The sequence below is a fragment of the Actinomadura barringtoniae genome (assembly GCF_017573505.1).
In the GTDB taxonomy this organism is placed as follows: Bacteria; Actinomycetota; Actinomycetes; order Streptosporangiales; family Streptosporangiaceae; genus Spirillospora; species Spirillospora barringtoniae.
Window position 1 is genome coordinate 57,699 of sequence record NZ_JAGEOJ010000035.1, and the last position, 18,230, is coordinate 75,928.

Annotated in this window: 20 protein-coding genes; 9 read left to right on the forward strand and 11 right to left on the reverse strand. The window is 70.4% G+C overall.

The window, feature by feature from the left end; genetic code table 11:
• Window positions 1–44 precede the first annotated feature (44 nt).
• Window positions 45–626 carry a class I SAM-dependent methyltransferase gene (locus tag J4573_RS55820; RefSeq protein WP_208263597.1) on the forward strand — a complete coding sequence of 194 codons (582 nt, stop codon included), beginning with the start codon at window positions 45–47 and terminating at the stop codon, window positions 624–626.
• On the opposite strand, the gene J4573_RS50265 is transcribed toward J4573_RS55820, so the two are convergent.
• The 3 genes from J4573_RS50265 to J4573_RS50275 form a co-directional block, all read right to left on the reverse strand.
• Window positions 627–1,115, reverse strand: a complete 489-nt coding sequence (locus J4573_RS50265; protein WP_208263566.1) for a GNAT family N-acetyltransferase — start codon at window positions 1,113–1,115, stop codon at window positions 627–629.
• A 76-nt stretch (window positions 1,116–1,191) separates the two neighbouring features.
• A complete protein-coding gene (locus J4573_RS50270) occupies window positions 1,192–1,416 on the reverse strand; it encodes a hypothetical protein (RefSeq protein WP_208263567.1) in 225 nt (74 codons plus the stop codon).
• 222 nt (window positions 1,417–1,638) lie between these two features.
• Entirely contained in the window at window positions 1,639–3,099 is a 1,461-nt protein-coding gene (locus J4573_RS50275; RefSeq protein WP_208263568.1) for a hypothetical protein, read from the reverse strand.
• Here J4573_RS50275 and J4573_RS50280 point away from each other — a divergent pair.
• Window positions 3,098–3,427: a hypothetical protein gene (locus tag J4573_RS50280; RefSeq protein WP_208263569.1), complete on the forward strand. Its 330-nt coding sequence runs from the start codon at window positions 3,098–3,100 to the stop codon at window positions 3,425–3,427. The genes J4573_RS50275 and J4573_RS50280 overlap by 2 nt on opposite strands.
• Before the next feature lie 145 nt (window positions 3,428–3,572).
• A complete protein-coding gene (locus J4573_RS50285) occupies window positions 3,573–4,415 on the forward strand; it encodes a helix-turn-helix transcriptional regulator (protein WP_208263570.1) in 843 nt (280 codons plus the stop codon).
• Window positions 4,416–4,424: 9 nt separating this feature from the next.
• Here the strand turns inward: J4573_RS50285 and J4573_RS50290 are convergent, their stop codons facing one another.
• The 3 genes from J4573_RS50290 to J4573_RS50300 form a co-directional block, all read right to left on the reverse strand.
• Window positions 4,425–5,876, reverse strand: coding sequence for an MFS transporter (locus tag J4573_RS50290; protein ID WP_208263571.1), 1,452 nt, complete (start codon window positions 5,874–5,876; stop codon window positions 4,425–4,427).
• Window positions 5,877–5,947: 71 nt separating this feature from the next.
• A complete protein-coding gene (locus J4573_RS50295; RefSeq protein ID WP_208263572.1) occupies window positions 5,948–6,745 on the reverse strand; it encodes an aminoglycoside phosphotransferase family protein in 798 nt (265 codons plus the stop codon).
• Window positions 6,746–6,767: 22 nt separating this feature from the next.
• Complete coding sequence (locus J4573_RS50300) at window positions 6,768–7,373, reverse strand: TetR/AcrR family transcriptional regulator (RefSeq protein ID WP_208263573.1); 606 nt, start codon at window positions 7,371–7,373, stop codon at window positions 6,768–6,770.
• Window positions 7,374–7,464: 91 nt separating this feature from the next.
• Here J4573_RS50300 and J4573_RS50305 point away from each other — a divergent pair, with 91 nt between their 5' ends.
• Window positions 7,465–8,091, forward strand: coding sequence for an FMN-dependent NADH-azoreductase (locus J4573_RS50305; protein WP_208263574.1), 627 nt, complete (start codon window positions 7,465–7,467; stop codon window positions 8,089–8,091).
• On the opposite strand, the gene J4573_RS50310 is transcribed toward J4573_RS50305, so the two are convergent.
• Window positions 7,979–9,235 (reverse strand): MFS transporter, encoded by a 1,257-nt coding sequence (locus J4573_RS50310; RefSeq protein ID WP_307797535.1) that lies wholly within the window; start codon window positions 9,233–9,235, stop codon window positions 7,979–7,981. The two genes, J4573_RS50305 and J4573_RS50310, sit on opposite strands and share 113 nt — an antisense overlap.
• Before the next feature lie 56 nt (window positions 9,236–9,291).
• Between J4573_RS50310 and J4573_RS50315 the strand changes: the two genes are divergently transcribed.
• The 5 genes from J4573_RS50315 (at window position 9,292) to J4573_RS50335 (ending at window position 14,518) form a co-directional block, all read left to right on the forward strand.
• Window positions 9,292–9,828, forward strand: a complete 537-nt coding sequence (locus J4573_RS50315; RefSeq protein WP_243774892.1) for a CGNR zinc finger domain-containing protein — start codon at window positions 9,292–9,294, stop codon at window positions 9,826–9,828.
• Between the two features lie 191 nt (window positions 9,829–10,019).
• Window positions 10,020–11,150 (forward strand): Cmx/CmrA family chloramphenicol efflux MFS transporter, encoded by a 1,131-nt coding sequence (locus J4573_RS50320; RefSeq protein ID WP_208263576.1) that lies wholly within the window; start codon window positions 10,020–10,022, stop codon window positions 11,148–11,150.
• Between the two features lie 51 nt (window positions 11,151–11,201).
• Window positions 11,202–11,393 carry a hypothetical protein gene (locus J4573_RS50325; protein WP_208263577.1) on the forward strand — a complete coding sequence of 64 codons (192 nt, stop codon included), beginning with the start codon at window positions 11,202–11,204 and terminating at the stop codon, window positions 11,391–11,393.
• A complete protein-coding gene (locus tag J4573_RS50330) occupies window positions 11,393–11,980 on the forward strand; it encodes a TetR/AcrR family transcriptional regulator (protein ID WP_208263578.1) in 588 nt (195 codons plus the stop codon). Before J4573_RS50325 ends, J4573_RS50330 begins: the two co-directional genes overlap by 1 nt.
• A gap of 264 nt (window positions 11,981–12,244) precedes the next feature.
• Entirely contained in the window at window positions 12,245–14,518 is a 2,274-nt protein-coding gene (locus J4573_RS50335; RefSeq protein ID WP_208263579.1) for a glycosyl hydrolase family 18 protein, read from the forward strand.
• 41 nt (window positions 14,519–14,559) lie between these two features.
• Here the strand turns inward: J4573_RS50335 and J4573_RS50340 are convergent, their stop codons facing one another.
• The 4 genes from J4573_RS50340 to J4573_RS50355 form a co-directional block, all read right to left on the reverse strand.
• Window positions 14,560–15,918 carry an FAD-binding oxidoreductase gene (locus J4573_RS50340; RefSeq protein WP_208263580.1) on the reverse strand — a complete coding sequence of 453 codons (1,359 nt, stop codon included), beginning with the start codon at window positions 15,916–15,918 and terminating at the stop codon, window positions 14,560–14,562.
• 10 nt (window positions 15,919–15,928) lie between these two features.
• On the reverse strand, window positions 15,929–16,738 hold the full coding sequence (locus J4573_RS50345; RefSeq protein WP_208263581.1) for a tetratricopeptide repeat protein: 810 nt from the start codon (window positions 16,736–16,738) through the stop codon (window positions 15,929–15,931).
• The gene (locus tag J4573_RS50350) at window positions 16,731–17,930 is read right to left on the reverse strand and encodes an MFS transporter (protein ID WP_208263582.1); all 1,200 of its coding nucleotides are present in this window, start codon (window positions 17,928–17,930) and stop codon (window positions 16,731–16,733) included. The genes J4573_RS50345 and J4573_RS50350 overlap by 8 nt, the downstream gene beginning before the upstream one ends.
• A 73-nt stretch (window positions 17,931–18,003) precedes the next feature.
• A complete protein-coding gene (locus J4573_RS50355) occupies window positions 18,004–18,225 on the reverse strand; it encodes a hypothetical protein (RefSeq protein ID WP_208263583.1) in 222 nt (73 codons plus the stop codon).
• Between the last annotated feature and the right edge of the window lie 5 nt (window positions 18,226–18,230).

The following is an 18,230-nucleotide window of genomic DNA, read 5'->3' on the forward strand; positions in this document are numbered from 1 at the left end:
CCCGCCTGGAAAGCGATCGCGTCTCATAGGGCTACGCCGTTCACCTGGTCGATCCGGTGGAGCGGCACATAGAGCAGGCGCTGGCGCGATGCGACTGCACGGCCGAGCTCGGAGACGCCCGTACCCTCACGGCGGCGGACCGTTCGTACGACGCGGTGCTGCTCCTGGGGCCGCTCTACCACCTGCCCGAGCGCTCGGAGCGCGTCCAGGCGCTGCGGGAGGCGCGCCGGGTGCTGCGTCCCGGAGGCCCGGTGGCCGCCGCGGCGATCAGCAGGCACGCGGCGGTGCTCGATCTCGCGGCCGTCGATCGGCTGGCTCCGGAGTCGAGGATGCGGGAGACCCTGGCCACGGGACGTCATGACCGCGCGATCGGCTTCACCACCGCCTACTTCCACACCGCCGAGGAACTCGCGTCAGAGCTGGCCGAGGCCGGGTTCGAGGACGTCCGGCTCAACGGGATCGAAGGCCCGACCTGGACCGTCCTCAAGGGAGTGGAGGCGCACACCGGAGAGTCCCTGGCAGCGTCCGGGCTGCTGGACTCCGCGATCAGGGCGGCGCGGCTCACCGATGGCGATCCGGCGCTCGTCGCGGCCAGCTCCCACCTGCTGGCCGTCGGGCACGCGTGATCAGAGCTTGCGGTACATGATGTGCAGGCCTACGTAGCCCTCGGTGGGGTGCTTGAAGCCCTCGGAGAGGGTGCCGACCACGTCGAAGCCGAGGGATTTGTAGAGGTTCACGGCGTGGGTGTTGGTCTCGACGACGGCGTTGAACTGCATGGCGCGGTAGCCGGACTCGCGGGCCCAGTCGAGGGTGTACTGGCAGAGTGCGCGGCCGACGCCCTGGCCGGTGTGGGCCGGGTCGACCATGTAGCTGGCGCTGGCGATGTGGGACCCGCCGCCCATGTGGTTGCGGTTCATCTTCGCCGTTCCGAGGACTGTGCCTGAGTCGTCCACCGCGACGATCGTGCGGTCGGGGGCGGGCAGGATCCACCAGTCCCGGCCCTGGTCGTGGCCGAGGTCGAGCGGGTAGGTGAAGGTGTCGCCCGCGCGGACGATCGTGCGGAAGAAGGGCCAGATGGCGTCCCAGTCTTCGGCGTTCGCTTCCCTGATCAGCATGCGGGAAGGGTCGCACAAGGCCGCCCGGACGGCGGCACCCGCCTCCAGCCGGAGGCGGGTGCTTCACAGCCGTGGGTCACCGGATGAGGAGCTCCCAGCGCGGGTTGCTGCCGCTGCCGAGGTCCTTGCACCAGTACTCGTTGAAGCCCTCGCGCACGTACTGCTGACCGGCGTCGACGCAGGCGTACTTGGTCTTGTAGCCCCCGATCTCGATCCAGTTGGCCGCCTGGGCCGGAACGGTCAGGGAACCTACCGCGATGGTGGCGATGCCGATGCTCGCGACTGCCGTACGAAGGCGCATCCGCTTTCCTTTCGTGGGGAGCAGATTTCGGCCGCCCGCCATTTCACCGGTCCGGCAAAACGATCTTGGCGTCCGCGGCTAAATGATCACTCCGCCGTATGTGAAACACAAGACGCCCAGGGGGTTGATCTTGGAACCGTCATCGGGTGGGGGCCGGGGTGCCTTCGTGATGCCACGGATCCCCGCCGGGGTGTGGGCCCGGCGGGGATCTCTGTGGGTTGGTCAGGGGCCGGTGATGACGGCGGCGGGCAGCTTGCCGCCGTCGTCCCAGGCGGCGAAGCTCAGCGTCGCCTTCTGGCCCGGGTTCAGGGTGAACGTGGCGCTCTTGGCGGTGCGCTCGCCCTTGGAGTCGGTCCGTTCGACCGTCACCGTGTAGGTGCCGACCGAGCCGGGCTTGGACGAGGTGAGCGAGAACGCGTCGCCCTGCAGCGGGAGCTCGGCGGTGAACGTACCGCCGCCCTGCACGTCGGCCGCGACCGTGAACGTGTGGGAGTCCGGCGCGTCCTTCACGCCGAACTCGATCGTGGGCTTCTGGGCGGACGTGGTGGTGTAGCTCAGCTTGGTGCCGTCGGTTCCCGGGTCGAGAGTCTGCTTGTCGCCGGGCTTCAGGTGGATGCCGCTGACCGTGTACTCGTAGCCGTCGCCGATGACGCCGACGGTGGCGTTGTCTGCCGGGTCGTCCATGTCTGTGGCGTCGAGCGTGACCTTCACGTGCACGCCATCGGGGATGTAGTAGTCCGGCTCGGACCCGGATGTCGTGCCGACTCTCGGGTAGTCGACCCGCGCGCCCGGGATCTCGTTGTAGTACTTGCCGCCCTGATAGCCCGTACGGCGGCCGGAGTCGTCGGTGAGCAGCAGCCGCGCACCGTCGGCGTTGTCGACGTAGTACTCGGTCGGGTCGGCGTCCTCCTGCCGCTTGCCGGCCGTTCCGCGGGTGTCGTCGAACGGGGAGGGCTGCACGCCCAGGCCCGGCGAGATCGGGTCGAAGTCCATGGTCTGGGTCTTGGAGGTGCCCGACCACGCGCCCACCGGATTGTTGGGGTTGGTGGTCGTGTTGTACCGCCAGGTGTCGGCCTTGCGGTCGACCAGGACCGCCCGTTCCTCGTTCGGGAAGTTGTTGTCGTACACGAGGATGCTGTAGGTCCCGTTGCGGTTGTCGCGGACGGCGTACGGCGTGACCTCGTGCCCGCCCTCGCCCGCCTGGAGCACCCCGAGTGCGTACCGCTCCGGGTTGTTGCGCGTCAGGGCCTTGATCAGCTTGTCGGTGACCTGGTTCGGGGTGCCCGTGACCCGCTTGGAAACGACGCTGGGCAGCCACTGGAAGGCGAAGTTGTAGGCGATCTGGCGCTGCAGTGCGTCGTTGCGGGGCAGGCGTAGTGCAGGCGTGGTCGCTCCGCGGAACGTCTGCGGGTCGAGCTTCCGTTCGCGCAGCAGCTCGCTGGCCATCGCCATGCCGTAGCAGTGGCCGCCGTCCATGCCCTTGTTCTTGTGGCGCATCCACCGGTCGGCGGCGTCCGAGAGGTGGCACGCGCTTTGGTCGATGTAGCCGCACACCGAGTCGCCGAAGAGCTTGCGCAGCTCGACGACGGTCAGGTTGGTGGGCGCGCCCACGCCGTCGGACTTGCCGTAGTTGGCGAACGAGAAGCCGTCCTTGGGAGCACGGAATCCGCTGTCCGCCAGCATGCGCGTCGCGGGCTTCGGCTTCGGCTTGGGTTTTGGCCTGGGCTTCGGCTTGGGCTTGGGTTTCGGCCTGGGTTTCGGCTTCGGCTTCGGCTTGGACGTCGGTCCGGTGGCGGCGGTCGCGGTGGCAGCGCGATGGGCCGTGGTGGTCCCGGTGGCCGTTCCCGCCGACGCGACCGTTCCTGCGGCGACGGCCGGCATCATGCTCACCGCGGCCGTGACCGCGATCCCGACGATGACGCGCGGTCTGCCCCGCCCTGGTCCGCGTCCGTCCGACGCGGGCGTGTTCTGGTTCATGAGTTCCCCGTGTGGTGCCCTGGAGCGGCCATGACGCCTGCTCCACGTGGTCGGGGACCCTACTAATGATCATGCTCCGACCAGGGCGTTCATGATCGGCTTTGCGGGATCATGGGGCGCGGCACGGGTCATGGAGAGCGAAGACCTGCCGTTAAGGCACATATGGCAGTCTTGATCGCATGTACCCCTCATCTGCGCTCGGGGAGTTCCTGCGATCGCGCCGGGCCCGGCTCCGGCCTGAGGACCTCGGGCTGAACGCCGGGGTGAAGCATCGGCGCGTGGCGGGACTGCGGCGCGAGGAGCTGGCTCCGCTCGCCGGGGTCAGCGTCGGGTACTACACGCGGCTGGAGCAGGGCCAGAGCCCGAACGTCTCCGACGAGGTCCTCGACTCGCTCGCCCGCGTTCTGCGGCTCAACGGGGACGAGCGCGACCACCTGCACCGGCTGGCCCGGATCGTGCGGGTGAAAGAGCAGGCCAGGCCGGAGGTGCTGCGGCCCGGCATCAGGCTCATGGTCGACTCGTTCACCGAGGCGCCCGCGGTCGCGGTCGGACGGCGCGGCGACTTCCTGGCGTGGAACCCGCTCGGGCACGCCCTCCTCGCGCCACACTGGCCGTTCGACGGCGACGAGAAGCCGAACTTCATCCTCATGGACTTCCTGGAGCTGGACTTCTCCCGCGCGCTCTACCCGGACTGGGAGCAGAAGGCGCGCGACGACGTCGCCTACCTGGAGGGCTCGCTGAGCCGCTTCCCCGGGGACGAGGGCCTGACCGCCATGATCGACGAGCTGCTGGAGCTGAGCCCCGAGTTCCGCGCGCTGTGGAACGAGCATCCGGTCAGCAACTGCGCGTCCATCTCGCGGGACTACGACCACCCCGAAGTCGGGATCATGACGCTCACCGCCGAGCTCCTGCGCACGCCCGACGACGAGGGTCAGGGCGTGACGATGTTCCAGGCCGTGGAAGGGCCGTCGGCCGAACGACTGCGACGGCTCACCGAGCTGGTGGCCGCCGCGGCTCGCTGAGCTGATCGTTCAGCGCCTCGCCCGTCGCGACGCGGCCCCTGGCAGCAGCGCCGCACCCGCGGCACCCGCGGCGCCGGCCAGCAGAACGGCTCCGGCCACCAGGAACGCGGCGTGCAGCCCGCCGAGAGTCGCCAGCGCCTCGCTGGTCGTCGACGCCAGCGCGTCACTGCGCGCGGCGACGATGGCGGTCAGTCCCGCCACCCCGATCGCCCCGACGAACGTGGGCATCTGCGCCAGGCTGCCCGCCACGCCCTGATCGGCCTCGTCCAGCCCGGACGTGATCGTCGTGACCACCGACACCACCGTCAGCACGTGCCCGAACCCCATCGCGACCGACGTCACCAGCAACACGGCCAGCCCGCCCTCGACCGGCAGGAACACCATCGCGGCGGTCCCGGCCGCCTGAACGGTCAGCCCGACCATGATCGTGAAGACCGTCCCGCGCGCGCTGATCAGCCGCGCCACCACGGTCCCGCCGGCCAGAGCCGCGAGCCCCTCACCCAGGAAGCCGAGCCCGGTCTCCAGCGGCGAGTAGCCCAGCACGTCCTGCATGTAGATGCTCAGCAGCAGCGTCGCGCCGCCGCACATCCCGAACGTGACGATCCCGAGCGTCATCCCCCACTTCACCGTCGGCCGCCGCAGCAGCCGGAGCGGCACCAGCGGAACCGCGCTCCGCGCCTCGACGACCAGGAACGCGCCCAGCATCACGACCGCGCCCACCAGCGTCGCCAGCGTGGGAGCGCTGCTCCAGCCCGCCTGGCCGCCGGTCGAGATCCCGTACACCAGCGCGAACAGTCCGCCGCTCGCCAGGATCGCCCCCGGCACGTCGAGCCGCGCCCGCACCCGTTCACCGGTCTCGCGTACGACCGCCACCGCGCCCGCCAGCACCACCAGGCCCATCGCGGTCAGGATCAGCATGGTCCAGCGCCAGTTCAGCCCGCTGGTGATGAGGCCGCCGCCGATCGTCCCGATCACGAAGCCGAGCGACAGGAGCGCGCCGTTCACCCCCAGGGCCCTGGTCCGCTGCGGCCCCTCGGGGAACGCCGACGTCATCAGCGCCAGCGCCGTCGGGCCGATCATCGCCGCCGCCACGCCCTGCCCGGCCCGCGCCGCGATCAGCACCGCCGGGACCGGCGCCGAGGCCGCCACCAGCGAGAACGCCGTGAACAGCACGACCCCCGCAATGAACAGCCGCCGCCTGCCGATCATGTCCGACGCCCGCCCGAACAGCGGCATCAGCGCCGCCGTCGGCAGCAGGCACGCCGTCGCCACCCACTGCAGCGCCGACGCGCTCCCGAACCCCAGATCCCGCCCGATCTCCGGCAGCGCCACCGTGATGATCGAGTAGTCCAGCCCAGTCATGAACGTCGCGCCGCACAGCGTCAAGAGAACGAGCCAGCCCCGCAGCCCCAACCGCGCCACGGGCTCCCCGGCCTTGCCTTGAATGATCTCTGTCGTCATGTCGACAAGACTGCGGCGGCGCCCCACCACCAACCAGCGCCGTGCTGGGGGTACATCTGCCAGGTGCACCCTCAGAGCAGGCCGAGCACCCGTTCCGCCTGACGGCGCAGCGTCCCCGCCGGATTGCGGGCATGCGCCGGGCCGCCGGGCTCCAGGAAGCAGAGCCACGTGAACGCCAGCAGCCGCCGCAGCTCACGCAGCCGAGCCGGATCGTCCACCTCCACGAGCGCAAGCAGCCCGTCCAGCGCGGAGGCGCGCGCGGACAGGTGCTCTACCAGCTCGGCGAGTTCGAACGCCGCGTCGCTGCGGCCGGAGTCCTCGAAGTCGAGCATCCGTACGTGCGGGTCGTCCCACAGGTAGTTGGCCAGGTTCCCGTCGGCGAGCCCGAAGACGGGCTGTACGGGCTCGGCCGCCAAGCCCTCCAGGTCGGCGGCGTCCAGCCAGCGGACCCCGTCGGCGAAGGCCTGCTCGACGATCGGGTCATCCCCCAGATCAGCAGCGGCCGCACGCAGCGAACGGGCCTTGACCACCGCGTCCGCGGCGTTCCATGGCGCAGGCGGGATGGCCCGCAGGACGTCGGCGGGCACACAGCCGTGCAGCGTGGTGAGCGCGGACGCCATCCCCTCCAGGTGGCGCGGCTCCAGAGCGAGCCCTCGCAACGAAATGCCGGCCAGCCGCGTCATCGTCACGGCGGGCGGCACGGCGGACAGGTCAGCCCGTACGGGCGCCGGAGCCAAGCCGGGCGCGTGCCCGGCGAGGAGTTGGAGCGCTTGCCATTCGCGGGCGGGCTCACCCCGTTCCCACGAGGTGAACCGCTTGGTCACGGTCGTCGCGCCGAACTGAAGGTCGTGCGTGAAGGTGTGCGCCACGTCGGACGAACGTAGTTGACGGCTAGGCGCAGATGCGTTCGATCAGGGCCTGCCAGCTGTCGGCGAGGCGTTCGATGTGCCGGGTGATCTCGGCGGGCGCGGGTGAGGAGAGGTAGAGCAGGATCGGGCCTTCGAGGGCGGCGGTGAGCTGGATCGCGAGGCTGTCCAGGTCGGGCATGCCGGGCTGCGCCTGCCTGAGGAGCGCGCCGATGTGGAGCCGGGAGATGGTGGCCGCGCCGGCCGGGATCGGCTGGGCACGGTCCAGCGAGGCGCGGGCTACCGCAAGGCGTTCCAGGAGGAACGTGATCCGACCGCGCCCGTAGGCGACGAGGCGTTCCACCGGGTCGGCGCCCGGTCCGAGGGGCGGCGGGCCCGTGAGCACCAGGGTCTGGAACGAGTGCTCGTCCTCGTCGATGAGCGCGGCGAAGATCCCCGCGCGGGTGCCGAAGCGGCGGAAGACCGTCCCCTTGCCCAGCCCGGCCCGTTCGGCCAGGCCGTCCATCGTCACCTTGTCCACGCCGCACTCGGCGATCATGTCGCGCGCCGTGTCCAGCAGGTGCAGGCGGTTGCGCGCCGCGTCCGCGCGCTCCGGACGAGGCTTCCCCAGGGGTATGACGGGCCGATCCACGGCATCCAACCTACCGGCGGAATAATAAACGGGGTAAAGTCCGTTTGGCAGTCGACGCCGGACGCACCGGCACTGAACCTGGGAGAATTCGATGAGCCTGTTCCGCCTGGACGCCAGCATCCTTCCCGGCACCTCGGCCAGCGCCGAGCTCGCCGACATCGTTGAGGCCAACTGGACCGAGAAGCGTCCGGACGCCTCGATCACCCGCCGCAACCTGGGCACCGACCCGCTGCCCGCCGACGCCTGGGCCCTCGCCACCACCGGCTCGTTCACGCCCGAGCCCGACCGTTCCCCCGAGCAGCGCGACGCCCTGACCCTTGCCGCCGAGCTCGCGGGCGAACTGGAGGCCGCCGACGCCGTCCTGCTCGCCGTGCCGCTCTACAACTACGGCGTGTCGCAGCACTTCAAGACCTGGGTCGACATGGTCATCGCCGGAGCCGGTCTGGACCCCGTTCTGAAGGACAAGCCGACCGTGCTGGCCACCGTTCGCGGCGGCGGCTACGGCCCCGGAACGCCGCGCGAGGGCTGGGACCACTCCACCCCGTACCTGCGGCGCGTCCTCGCCGACATGTGGGGCGCCGACCTCACCATCGTCGAGCGCGAGCTCACCCTGGCCGCCACCACGCCCGGCATGGAGAACCTCCGCGACCTGGCCGCCGACCTCCACTCCGACGCCCGCGACGCGGCGCACAGCGCGGGCCGCTCCCTGGCCGCCTGACCCTCCCACTGTTCCACGCGGCCGGTACGCCCCGCGTACCGGCCGCGACCAACTGGGTCGCCGCAGCGACGACGAGCGTGCCTGCCAGCGAGCGTGAAACCAGCAGCCCGGCCACGGCCGCACCGACCGCGAAGCCGGTGATCTTCAGACTGGCGCCCGTGGTGAAGATCTGGCCGCGGAGCTGCTCGGGCGCCTCCCGATGCCGTACGGCGAACAGGGCGGTGAGCTGCGGCCCCTCCCCCACGCCCGCCACCACGGCCGCGCCGATCACCGCGGCTGGATGCCGTACGGCCGCGAGCAGGAACGCGCCGCCCATGACGAGCGTGCTGAGCCACATCACAGTGTCAGGCCTGGTTGTGAGGCGAGACATCACAACATTCGCCGCAAGCGCCGAGGCCGCGATGACAGCCAACAGATAAGCCCCACGTTCAGGCGAACCAAGAGCCTGGGCGCCGAGCAGCGGCGTGCAGGCGACGAGCATCCCCTGCCCCACGCACGAGATCACCGAGACCCTCGTAGCGCGGGCAAGCGGACGAATCCTCGCGATCGCCTTGAAGCCCGCCGCCAGGTCAGCACCAAGCGGCTGAGCACGTCGCCCCGGTCGCGCGGGAAGCATCCGAGCCGCCGGAATCGCCACACAGATCAAAGCAACGGACGCGGCCACAGCCGCCGACGCCCCGAAAACACCCGCGACACCCCCGGCCAGCGCCGGTCCTGAAAGAGCGGCGACGTTGAACGTCATCGCATCCAGATCGCTCGCCCGGCGCAGTTCCGGTCCCGACGAGATCAAAGCCAGCTGAGACGTCCACCCAGCAGAGAGCGCCGGCCCCAGCAGCCCAGCACCCAGCGCGATCAGGATCGTCACCACAGGGTGAGCCCGACCCAGCACGACCAGGATGGCCCCAAGCGCCGCGGCATAAGCGGCCAAGGCCTGCGCGAGAAGCCGTCCCGGCCTGGCCGAACGATCCATGAGGACACCAAGAAGCGGACCGCCGATCGCCGCAGAGATCGTGATCGCGGCCAACAGCGACGACGCAGTGGCACTCGACCCCGTGATCATCAGCCCCGCGAGAAGCAGAGCAGGAGCCGACATCTCATCCCCCGTGCGGGCAGCAGCCGCACCGGCAAGGTAACGCTTTATCACCTCAATGACGTTACTTTCGTAACGTAACACTAGTCCAGATGCGTTACATTCAACCAATGCACGACGACTGGACCACGAGGCACCCCGTACAGGCCGCCGCCCTGCGTACGGCCGCCCTGATCAACTGCCTGAACGACGGCGGTTCGGTCGTCGACGTCCTGCGCGAGCACGGCGAGGCCGAGCCCATCGAGGTCTCGGCCGCCGACCTCACAGAAATGCGCGCCGCCGCCGTGAAGCTCCGCAAGGTCTTCGCCGCCGAGGACGTGGACGCGGCCGCCGCCGCGCTGAACGAACTCCTGGCCAGGAACGCCGGATGGCTGCGGCTCACCTCCCACCACGGTCGAACGCCCTGGCACCCGCACCTAGACCGTGACGACGACGCCCCCTGGGGCGAATGGTTCCTCGCCTCGTCCTGCCTGGCGCTGACCGTGCTCGTCTGGGATCGCCAACGCCCGCCCGGCGGCGTCTGCGCGTCCCCCACGTGCCAGAACGTCTACATCACCCAGGGCAGCGGCCTCCCGAAGCGCTACTGCTCCCGCCGCTGCGCCACCCGCGAACGAGTAGCCGCCCACCGAGCCGCCACCAGGGCATAACCGACTCGATCTTTCGGCGGGGAACGGCTAACCTGCGAGGCATGTCCAGCCCCGAGGCGTCAAGACGCTAGCCACCGGTCGTCCGGTGGCCAGTCGCTGACGTGGGGCTTCTTCTCTTTGAGGCCTTCGCTTCGCGCTGCCCTGCGACCAGATGCTGACCTCTGGCCCTTCGTACGTCGCGGAGCTGTGCTGTGCCCTTCGCTCTTTACCTGCTCGCCCTGGCGATCTTCGCTCAGGGGACATCCGAATTCATGCTCGCCGGGCTCGTTCCGGACATCGCCGGGGACCTCGGCGTGTCCGTGCCGGCCGCGGGAGCGCTCACGTCGGCGTTCGCCGCCGGGATGGTCGTCGGTGCGCCGGCGATGGCCATGCTGAGTCTGCGGTGGCCCCGGCGCCGCGCTCTGCTGGTCTTCCTCGCTGTCTTCATGCTCGTTCACGTGCTGGCGGCGGTGACCAGCAGTTTTCCGGTGCTGCTCGCCACGCGGGTCGTCGGTGCGCTCGCGAACGCCGGGTTCCTGGCGGTGGCGCTGGCGACCGCGTCCTCGATGGTGCCGGACGCCAAGGGCCGCGCCACCTCGATCCTCATCGGCGGCGTCACGCTGGCGTGCGTCGTCGGCGTTCCGGCCGGGGCGCTGCTCGGCCAGGCGTGGGGCTGGCGCGCGGCGTTCTGGGCGGTGGCCCTGATCTCGGTGCCGGCGCTCGTCGCGATCGCGCGGGTCCCCGAGTCCGCGTCGGCTCGGCCGCGGGTCGGCGCCGAACTGCGGGCGCTCAGCGAACCGCGGGTGGTCGTGAGCCTGCTGCGGGCCGCGCTGCTGAACGGGGCCACGTTCTGCACGTTCACCTACCTCGCGTCGATCGTCACCGAGGTCGCGGGGCTGGCCGAGGGGTGGGTGCCGGTTGTGCTGGCGCTGTTCGGGCTGGGGTCGTTCGCCGGGGTCACGCTCGGCGGGCGGCTGGCCGACACGCGGTCGGGCGAGCTCGTCGCGTTTGGCGGTGCCGCGCTGCTCGTGGGGTGGGCGCTGTTCGCGGTCGCACCGGGGAACGTGATGATCGCGCTCGTGTTCCTGCTGGGGGCGCTGTCGTTCGGCGTCGGGTCGACGCTGATCAGCCGGGTGCTGTACGCGGCGCCCGGCGCGCCGACGCTGGGCGGCGGGTTCGCCACGGCGGCGCTGAACGTGGGGGCGGCGCTCGGGCCGTGGCTCGGCGGTCTCGCCATCGGCGCCGGGCTCGGGTACCGCGCGGTGCCGTGGGTGAGCGCGCTTCTGGTCGCGCTGACGCTGGCGGTGGTGTGGCTGCCTGAGAGGGTTCGAGCCCGGAGCTGACAGATTACAGAATTTGTCATCTGTCAGTTTGGGCGCGTACGGTCGGATCCCATGGAGACCAGAGAGCTGGGGTCCGGCCGGCGCGTCGGCGCGCTCGGGCAGCTCGCCGAGGCGCTGCCCGCGGCCGGCCTCTTCCTGACCTGCGAGGAGCTGGAGGCGATCGAACGGGCCGTGCCCCGGGACGCGGTCGCGGGCACGCGCTACCCGGCACCGCTCATGAACCTGCTCGACAGCGAACGCTGATGGCCCTCGACGCGGAGCAGATCCTGGCCGCCACCGAGGACGTCCTGCGACGCCACGGCCCGGCCAAGGCCACGGTCGTCGACGTCGCGCGCGTCCTGGGAGTGAGCCACGGAAGCGTCTACCGCCACTTCCCCTCCAAGACCGCCCTGCGTGAAGCGGTGACCCGCCGCTGGCTCCAACGTTCCGAAGACGAGCTGGCCAGGATCACAGCGGATGAAGCTGCTGGTGGCGGGGTGGGGGCGGAACGGGTTCGGGGATGGTTGCGGGCTTTGTTCCTGGTGAAGCGGGCTAAGGCGTTGGAGGAGCCGGAGCTCTTTGAGACGTTTCGGGTGCTGATCTCCGAGCACAGCGAGGTCGCGGTCGAGCATGTCGAGGGAATGCTGGCTCGGCTGCGGGGGCTCATTGAGGCAGGGGTGGCGAGCGGGGATTGTGCGGTGGCGGATGCGGGGGTCGCGGCGCGGGCGGTGTTTGACGCGACGGCCCGTTTTCATCATCCGGCTCATGTGGGTGAGTGGGAGCTGCCGGGGATTGAGGCGGACCTTGATGCCGTGTGCACGTTGATCGTTGACGGACTGCGGGCGCGGTGATCGGGGCAGGTCAGGCGGGGTAGTTGCCAAGGAAAGGGCGGCTGGATCGGCAGAGTGTGCTGAAGTTCTGGGGCGGTCCGACTGGCCCTGTCTCCTACTTGGGGTGGTTGGCGGAGGCTCTGACAGGGGGTCTTGTTCAGAGTTGAACCAGCGGTTAGCGTGCGGCTAATTAATTAGGAAAGCTTCCTATGGAAGCACGGACAACGGCATCCGCATCGGGGTTCGGGGGACATCCGCGCGTTCCCACCACCTTGAGGAGCTCGCATGCATCGCCATGCCGCCCGCTCTCGACTCACTCCCCTCCGCGCACTGCTCACCTCCCTCGCCCTGCTGCTGGCGCTCGCGACGGCCGTGCCCGCGCACGCCACAGCGGCGGCGGGCAAGCTCATCGCGACGTTCAGCCTGTCGGGCACCACCGGCAAGTACGTCGTCAAGAATCCCGGCACCGCCGCGGTGACCGGCTGGACGATCACGTTCGACCTGCCCGCGGGGGTCACCGCGAGCAACCCGCAGAACGCCACGATCGCCCAGTCCGGCAGGTCGGTGACCGTGACGCCCGCGTACTACATCAACACCGTCCAGCCGGGCCGCGACACCGAGCCCTACAGCCCCGCGTTCACGCTCAGCTCGGCGACGACACCGACCAGCTGCCGCATCCTCGACGAGAACTGCGACGGCTCGGCCGACACCCCGCCCGGGGCGCCCGGCGGGCTGCGCTCCCCCGCCAAGACGACCAAGTCGGTCTCGCTCGCGTGGAACGCGGCGACGCCGGGGAGCCTGCCGATCGCGGGCTACGAGGTCTACAACGGCACGACGCTCGCGACGAGCGTCACCGGTACGACGGCCACGGTGACGGGACTCACGCCCAACACCGAGTACTCGTTCACCGTCAAGACCAAGGACCGCAAGGGGAACCTCTCCCCCGCGAGCGACGCGCTCAAGGTGAAGACCAACAACCCCTCCGACGACACCACGCCGCCCTCGGCCCCGGGCGACCTGCGCAGCACGGGCAAGACCTCCGCCAGCGTGGACCTCGCGTGGAACGCGTCCACCGACAACAGCGGGATCGCCAGTTACGACGTGCTCGTGGACGGCACCGTCGCCACGTCGGTGACCGGCACGACCGCGACGGTGACCGGTCTCGCGCCGTCCACGGCGTACACGTTCACCGTCAAGGCCCGCGACCTGTACGACAACCTGTCGGCGGCGAGCAACGCGGTGAAGGTGACGACCAGCGACGTCGTCGAGAACGGCTATGCCCGCGTCGGCTACTTCGTGCAGTGGGGCATCTACGGCCGCCAGTACTTCGTCCGCAACCTCGACACCACCGGGAACGCGGCCAAGCTGACCCACATCAACTACGCGTTCGGCAACATCGACCCGACCAACCTCACCTGCCTGCAGGGCGTCACCCGCGGCACCACGCAGAACCCGCAGGACCCGAACCAGGGTGATGGGGCCGGGGACGCCGACGCCGACTACGGCCGCCCGATGGCCGCCTCTCAGTCGGTGGACGGCGTGGGCGACACGGGCTGGGAGAAGCTGCGCGGCAACTTCAACCAGCTGAAGAAGCTCAAGGCCAAGTACCCCAAGCTCAAGGTCCTGATGTCGATAGGCGGCTGGACGTACTCCAAGTACTTCTCCGACGTCGCGGCCGCCGACGCTTCGCGCAAGAAGTTCGTCGCGTCCTGCATCGACACCTACATCAAGGGCAACCTGCCCGCCTACAACGGCGCGGGCGGCCCTGGCACGGCGGAGGGAATCTTCGACGGGCTCGACATCGACTGGGAGTGGCCCGGCGCCGAGGGGCACGCGGGCAACCACATCAGCACGAACGACAAAGCCAACCTCGCCCTGCTTCTCGCCGAGTTCCGTAAGCAGCTGGACGCGCTGACCACGACGACTGGCAAGCGTTACCAGCTCACCGCGTTCACCCCGGCCGACCCTGCCAAGGTGTCCGCCGGCTGGGACCTGGCTCAGGACGCCAAGTCGCTCGACATCTTCAACGTCCAGGGCTACGACTTCCACGGCGCGGGCAGCGACAACTCCTGGGAGCCGAACCGTACGGGCCACCAGGGAAACATCAACACCGACACCGACGACCCCTACTCGTTCCACTTCAGCGATGAGAACGCGATAGCGCCCTACCTCACCGCAGGGGTCAGCCCGCGCAAGCTCACCATCGGCCTGGCCTACTACGGGCGCGGCTGGCAGGGCGTGACCGACGGCGGTAAGTACGGCGAGTGGCAGGCCGCCAAGGGCGCGGCGCCCGGCCAGTTCCAGGAGGAGGCGGGCACCCGCGGCTACAGCAACCTGGTGGCGAGCGTGCCCGGCTGCACCGTACGGCACGACGAGCAGGCCGTCGCGACGTTCTGCTTCACCGGCGACGGCGGGCAGTGGTGGACGTTCGACGACGCCTGGTCCATCGGCAAGAAGGCCGCGTGGCTGCGCAGCAAGGGCCTGCTCGGCGCGATGGTCTGGGAGATGTCCGGTGACACCGGCGTCCTCACCACCGCACTGGACAACGGCCTGAAGTAGCCAAAAAGGAGTTGCCCAATAGGAAGGCTGGATGGTGCGGGTCAGCGGCCGAGCAGCCCCTCGGGGTCGTAACGCCGCTTGACCTGCACCACTCGGTCGCGGTTGCCCAGGTGGTACGCGGGCGACAGCGGTCCGAGCTCGGGCTGCGGGAAGTTGGCGTAGACGCCGCCGGTCGACCACGGCCGCACCGCGTCCCAGCCGTCGGCGAGCCAGCCGCTCGGCTCACACCCCTGCGGCACGGCGGCGGTCAGCTTGAGCAGGAACCGTTCGCGCCGGTGAACGAAGGCCGTGGCGTCCTCGGCGACCGCGTTGTAGGCGCCGAGCCACGGCGAGAAGTCCAGCTCGCGGGCCTCGCCCGGCGCCCGGTCGGCCGCGAAGCCCCGCACGAGCTCGGCGATGGCCTCGTCCGGGATCGTCCGGCGGAAGAACCCCGACCGGATGTAGCCGTGCGACCCGGGCGCCGCCTCGCCCTCCACCCCGTACTCCGCGAGGAAACGCTTGGTCTCGCGGAACGGGAGCGTCCGCAGCAGCACCGAGCGCGGCGCGACGCCGATGTGCCCGACCAGCTCGTTCAGCCGTACGCGCGTCTCCGCCTCGCCGCCGATCATGGCGCCGAACAGGTGCACGGTCGCCGGGCTCAGGGGATCGCCGTCCGCCCTCACCAGCAGGCTCGCCGCCATCTCCGCCGGGGCGTCGGGGACGTGCTCCTGCCAGCCCGAGATCAGTGCGGCCCCCTGGTCGGCCTGCCAGCTCAGGTGGAGCGTCGTCGCCTCCTCCGGCGCCGGCAGCGTACGGAACGTCAGCGAGGTCACCACGCCGAACCCGGCGGCGCCCGCGCCGCGCAGCGCCCAGAACAGGTCCGGCTCCCGTTCGGCGTCGCAGTCCACGGTCCGCCCGTCCGGCAGGACGACCCGTGCCGCCTCCAGGCTGTCGCAGGTCAGGCCGTGCAGCCGCCCCAAGATCCCGATCCCGCCGCCGAGCGCGAGACCCGCGATACCGACGGTCGGTCCACAACCCGCCGGGATCGTGACGCCGCGCGCGGCGAGCGCGTCGTAGACATCGCCCAGCCGCGCCCCCGCGCCGATCACAACCCGATCGCCCCGGTCGCCGTCCACCTCCACCGCGTTCATCGGCGTCGTGTCCAGGACGATCCCCTCGGCCGACGAGCGCCCGGCGAAGCAGTGCCCGCCTCCGCGCACCCGGACCTGGATCCCCTGCTCGCGGGCGAACGCCAGCGCCTCGGTCACATCGTCATCGCCGGTGCAGCGCACCACGGCCTTCGGCCGCACCCCATGGAAGCGATCGATCGCGGGCTTGCGCGCCACCTCGTACGCGTCCGCCTCGGGAAGGAAGACCTGGCCCTTGATCGCATCGCTCAGCGCACCCCACGGATGATCCATGTGACCCATTTCACCCCATGTCGGCCTGCTGCGCGACGATCACGGCCGCGAGGGCGTCCCTGCTGGCCGTCAGCGTGGGGTGATCCGGCTCCACGGCGGGTTCGAGCAGCGCCACCGCCCGTTCGTACAGCGCCTTCGCCTCGTCGGCCCGCCCCGTCTCCGCGCACAGCGTGGCGAGGTTGTGAACGGTGACGGCCAGCTCGGGCTGATCGGGCCCGCACACCCGTTCCCGCTCGGCCAGCGCCCGGCGGTACATCGGCTCGGCCTGGCGAACGTCCCCTCGCTTGTGGAGAAGGGAGGCCAGGTTGCTCATCGTGATGCCGACCTCAAGGTGATCGGGCCCGAGCTCCCGCGCGAAGACGACCATCGCGTCGCGCAGCAGCCTCTCGGCCTCGTCGTCCTCCCCCAGCGAGTCCAGGATCGCCGCGAGGGCCGCACGATCCGCGGCGACGTCGACGTGATCGTCGCCCAGCGCATCACGCCTGATCTCCACCGAGAGGCGGGCGTGCACGGCCGCCCGCGCGTAGTGGCCGCGCGCGTGCTCCAGCCCTCCCAGGTTGTGATGCAGCCCGGCCACGTCGACCGGATCCTCCACGATGGCGAGCGCGCGCTGGTAGAGCTCGAACGCCTCGTCAAAGCGCCCCGAGTACTTGAACGTGACACCGAGCTCGTTCAGCAGGTAGGCGACCTCGAGCGTCTCCGGCCCATGCTCCTTCTCGGCCACCGTGATCCCGTCCCGCAGGAACGCCTCGGCCTCCGCGTATCTCCCCTCGACACGGGCCGCCTGTCCGAGGTCGAAAAGCTCTTCGGCGTCAGGCATCGTCCGCACCATCCCCATTGACGTTCGCAGGAAGAAGTCGTTCAAGGGCAGGGGTCGCGGCACCCGCCAGGCACAGAACCGCGGCGCACCCCACCAGGAACGCCGCGTCCGCACCCACCGCGAAGACAAGGCCGCACACGGCCGGCCCGACCACGAACCCCGCCGTGAAGGCCAAGGCGTAGAGCCCGTTGTAGCGCCCTCTCAACTCACCAGGCGCCAGGTCGTTCACCAGAGGAGCGGCCGTGGGCGCCAGAAACGTCTCGCCGACCGCGAAGACCACCATGGCCAGGGCGAAGAGCACCAGCCGCCCACCTGCCAGGAGCGTGATGGCCCAAGCCGCTGCCCAGCAAAGGCAGACGACCGCCATCCCCCGCGTTCTGCGCCGTCCCTCCATCAACCGCAGGACGGGCAGCTGAAGTACCAGCACGGCAACAGAGTTCGCCGCGTAGACGACGCCGAGCCTGCCCGCGCTAAGCCCACCCTCACCGGTCGCATAGGCGGGGAACGCGGCATGGAACTGCGCCACCCCGGCCGCGACCATCAGCAGCGCCCAGACCCACACCCACCGGAAGGCCCGATCCCTGGCGACCTGCCGGTAACCGCCCCCGGAGCGCTCCCGCGCCACCGGCGCCGGCCCCACAAACCTCAACAACACCGGAACGAGCACCAAGAAAGAAAAGGCATCCAGCAGATACAGCCGCACGAAGCTCGACGGATCCGACGCGTTCGCCAGCAACCCAGCCGAAGCAGCGCCGACCGCGAGCCCGAAGTTCATCGTCGCGTGCCGTACGGCGAAGACGCTCGACCGCTGCCGCTCCCCCGCGAGCTCGGCCAGCAGCGCGTCCTGCGACGGCCAGATCATCGCCACGCCCACACCCAGCAGCCCGCACGCCGCGAAGGCCGTTCCGACAGAACCGACGCCCGCCAGCGCCGCGCTCCCGGCCGCCGCCACGCCCAGCCCGCACACCAGCGCGTTCCGCGCACCGATCCGATCGGCCAGATACCCGCCGACCGGATTGCCGAGAATCCCCGCCAGCGCCACCGCGGAGATCGCCAACCCCGCCCACCCGATGTCCAGCCCGCGCACCCGATGCAGGTAGACCAGCAGGAACGGCAGCGTGAGCCCGCTCCCCACCGCGGACACCGCGTCCGCGCCGAGCACGACCCACACCGCCCGCGGCAGTTCCGGCACGAGCCGAGGGATCCGGACGACCCTGGCCCCCGTTGTCGATGCCATGACCGGCCTTCCGGATCCCCGTCAGTCCTCAGCGCAGCGTCTCGTTGTGGTTCACCGAGATCCCCCGGCGCCGCAGCCCCTCGTTGTGGTTGAACGAGACGCCTCGCCGCCGCAGGCCCTCGTTGTGGTTGAACGAAACTCCCCGCCGCCGCAGGCCCTCGTTGTGATTCACGGAGATGCCCCGCCGCTTCGCCACGTGCTCGTTGTGGTTGAGGGAGATCCCCCGCCGCTTCGCCTGTGAGTTCGCCATCTCGC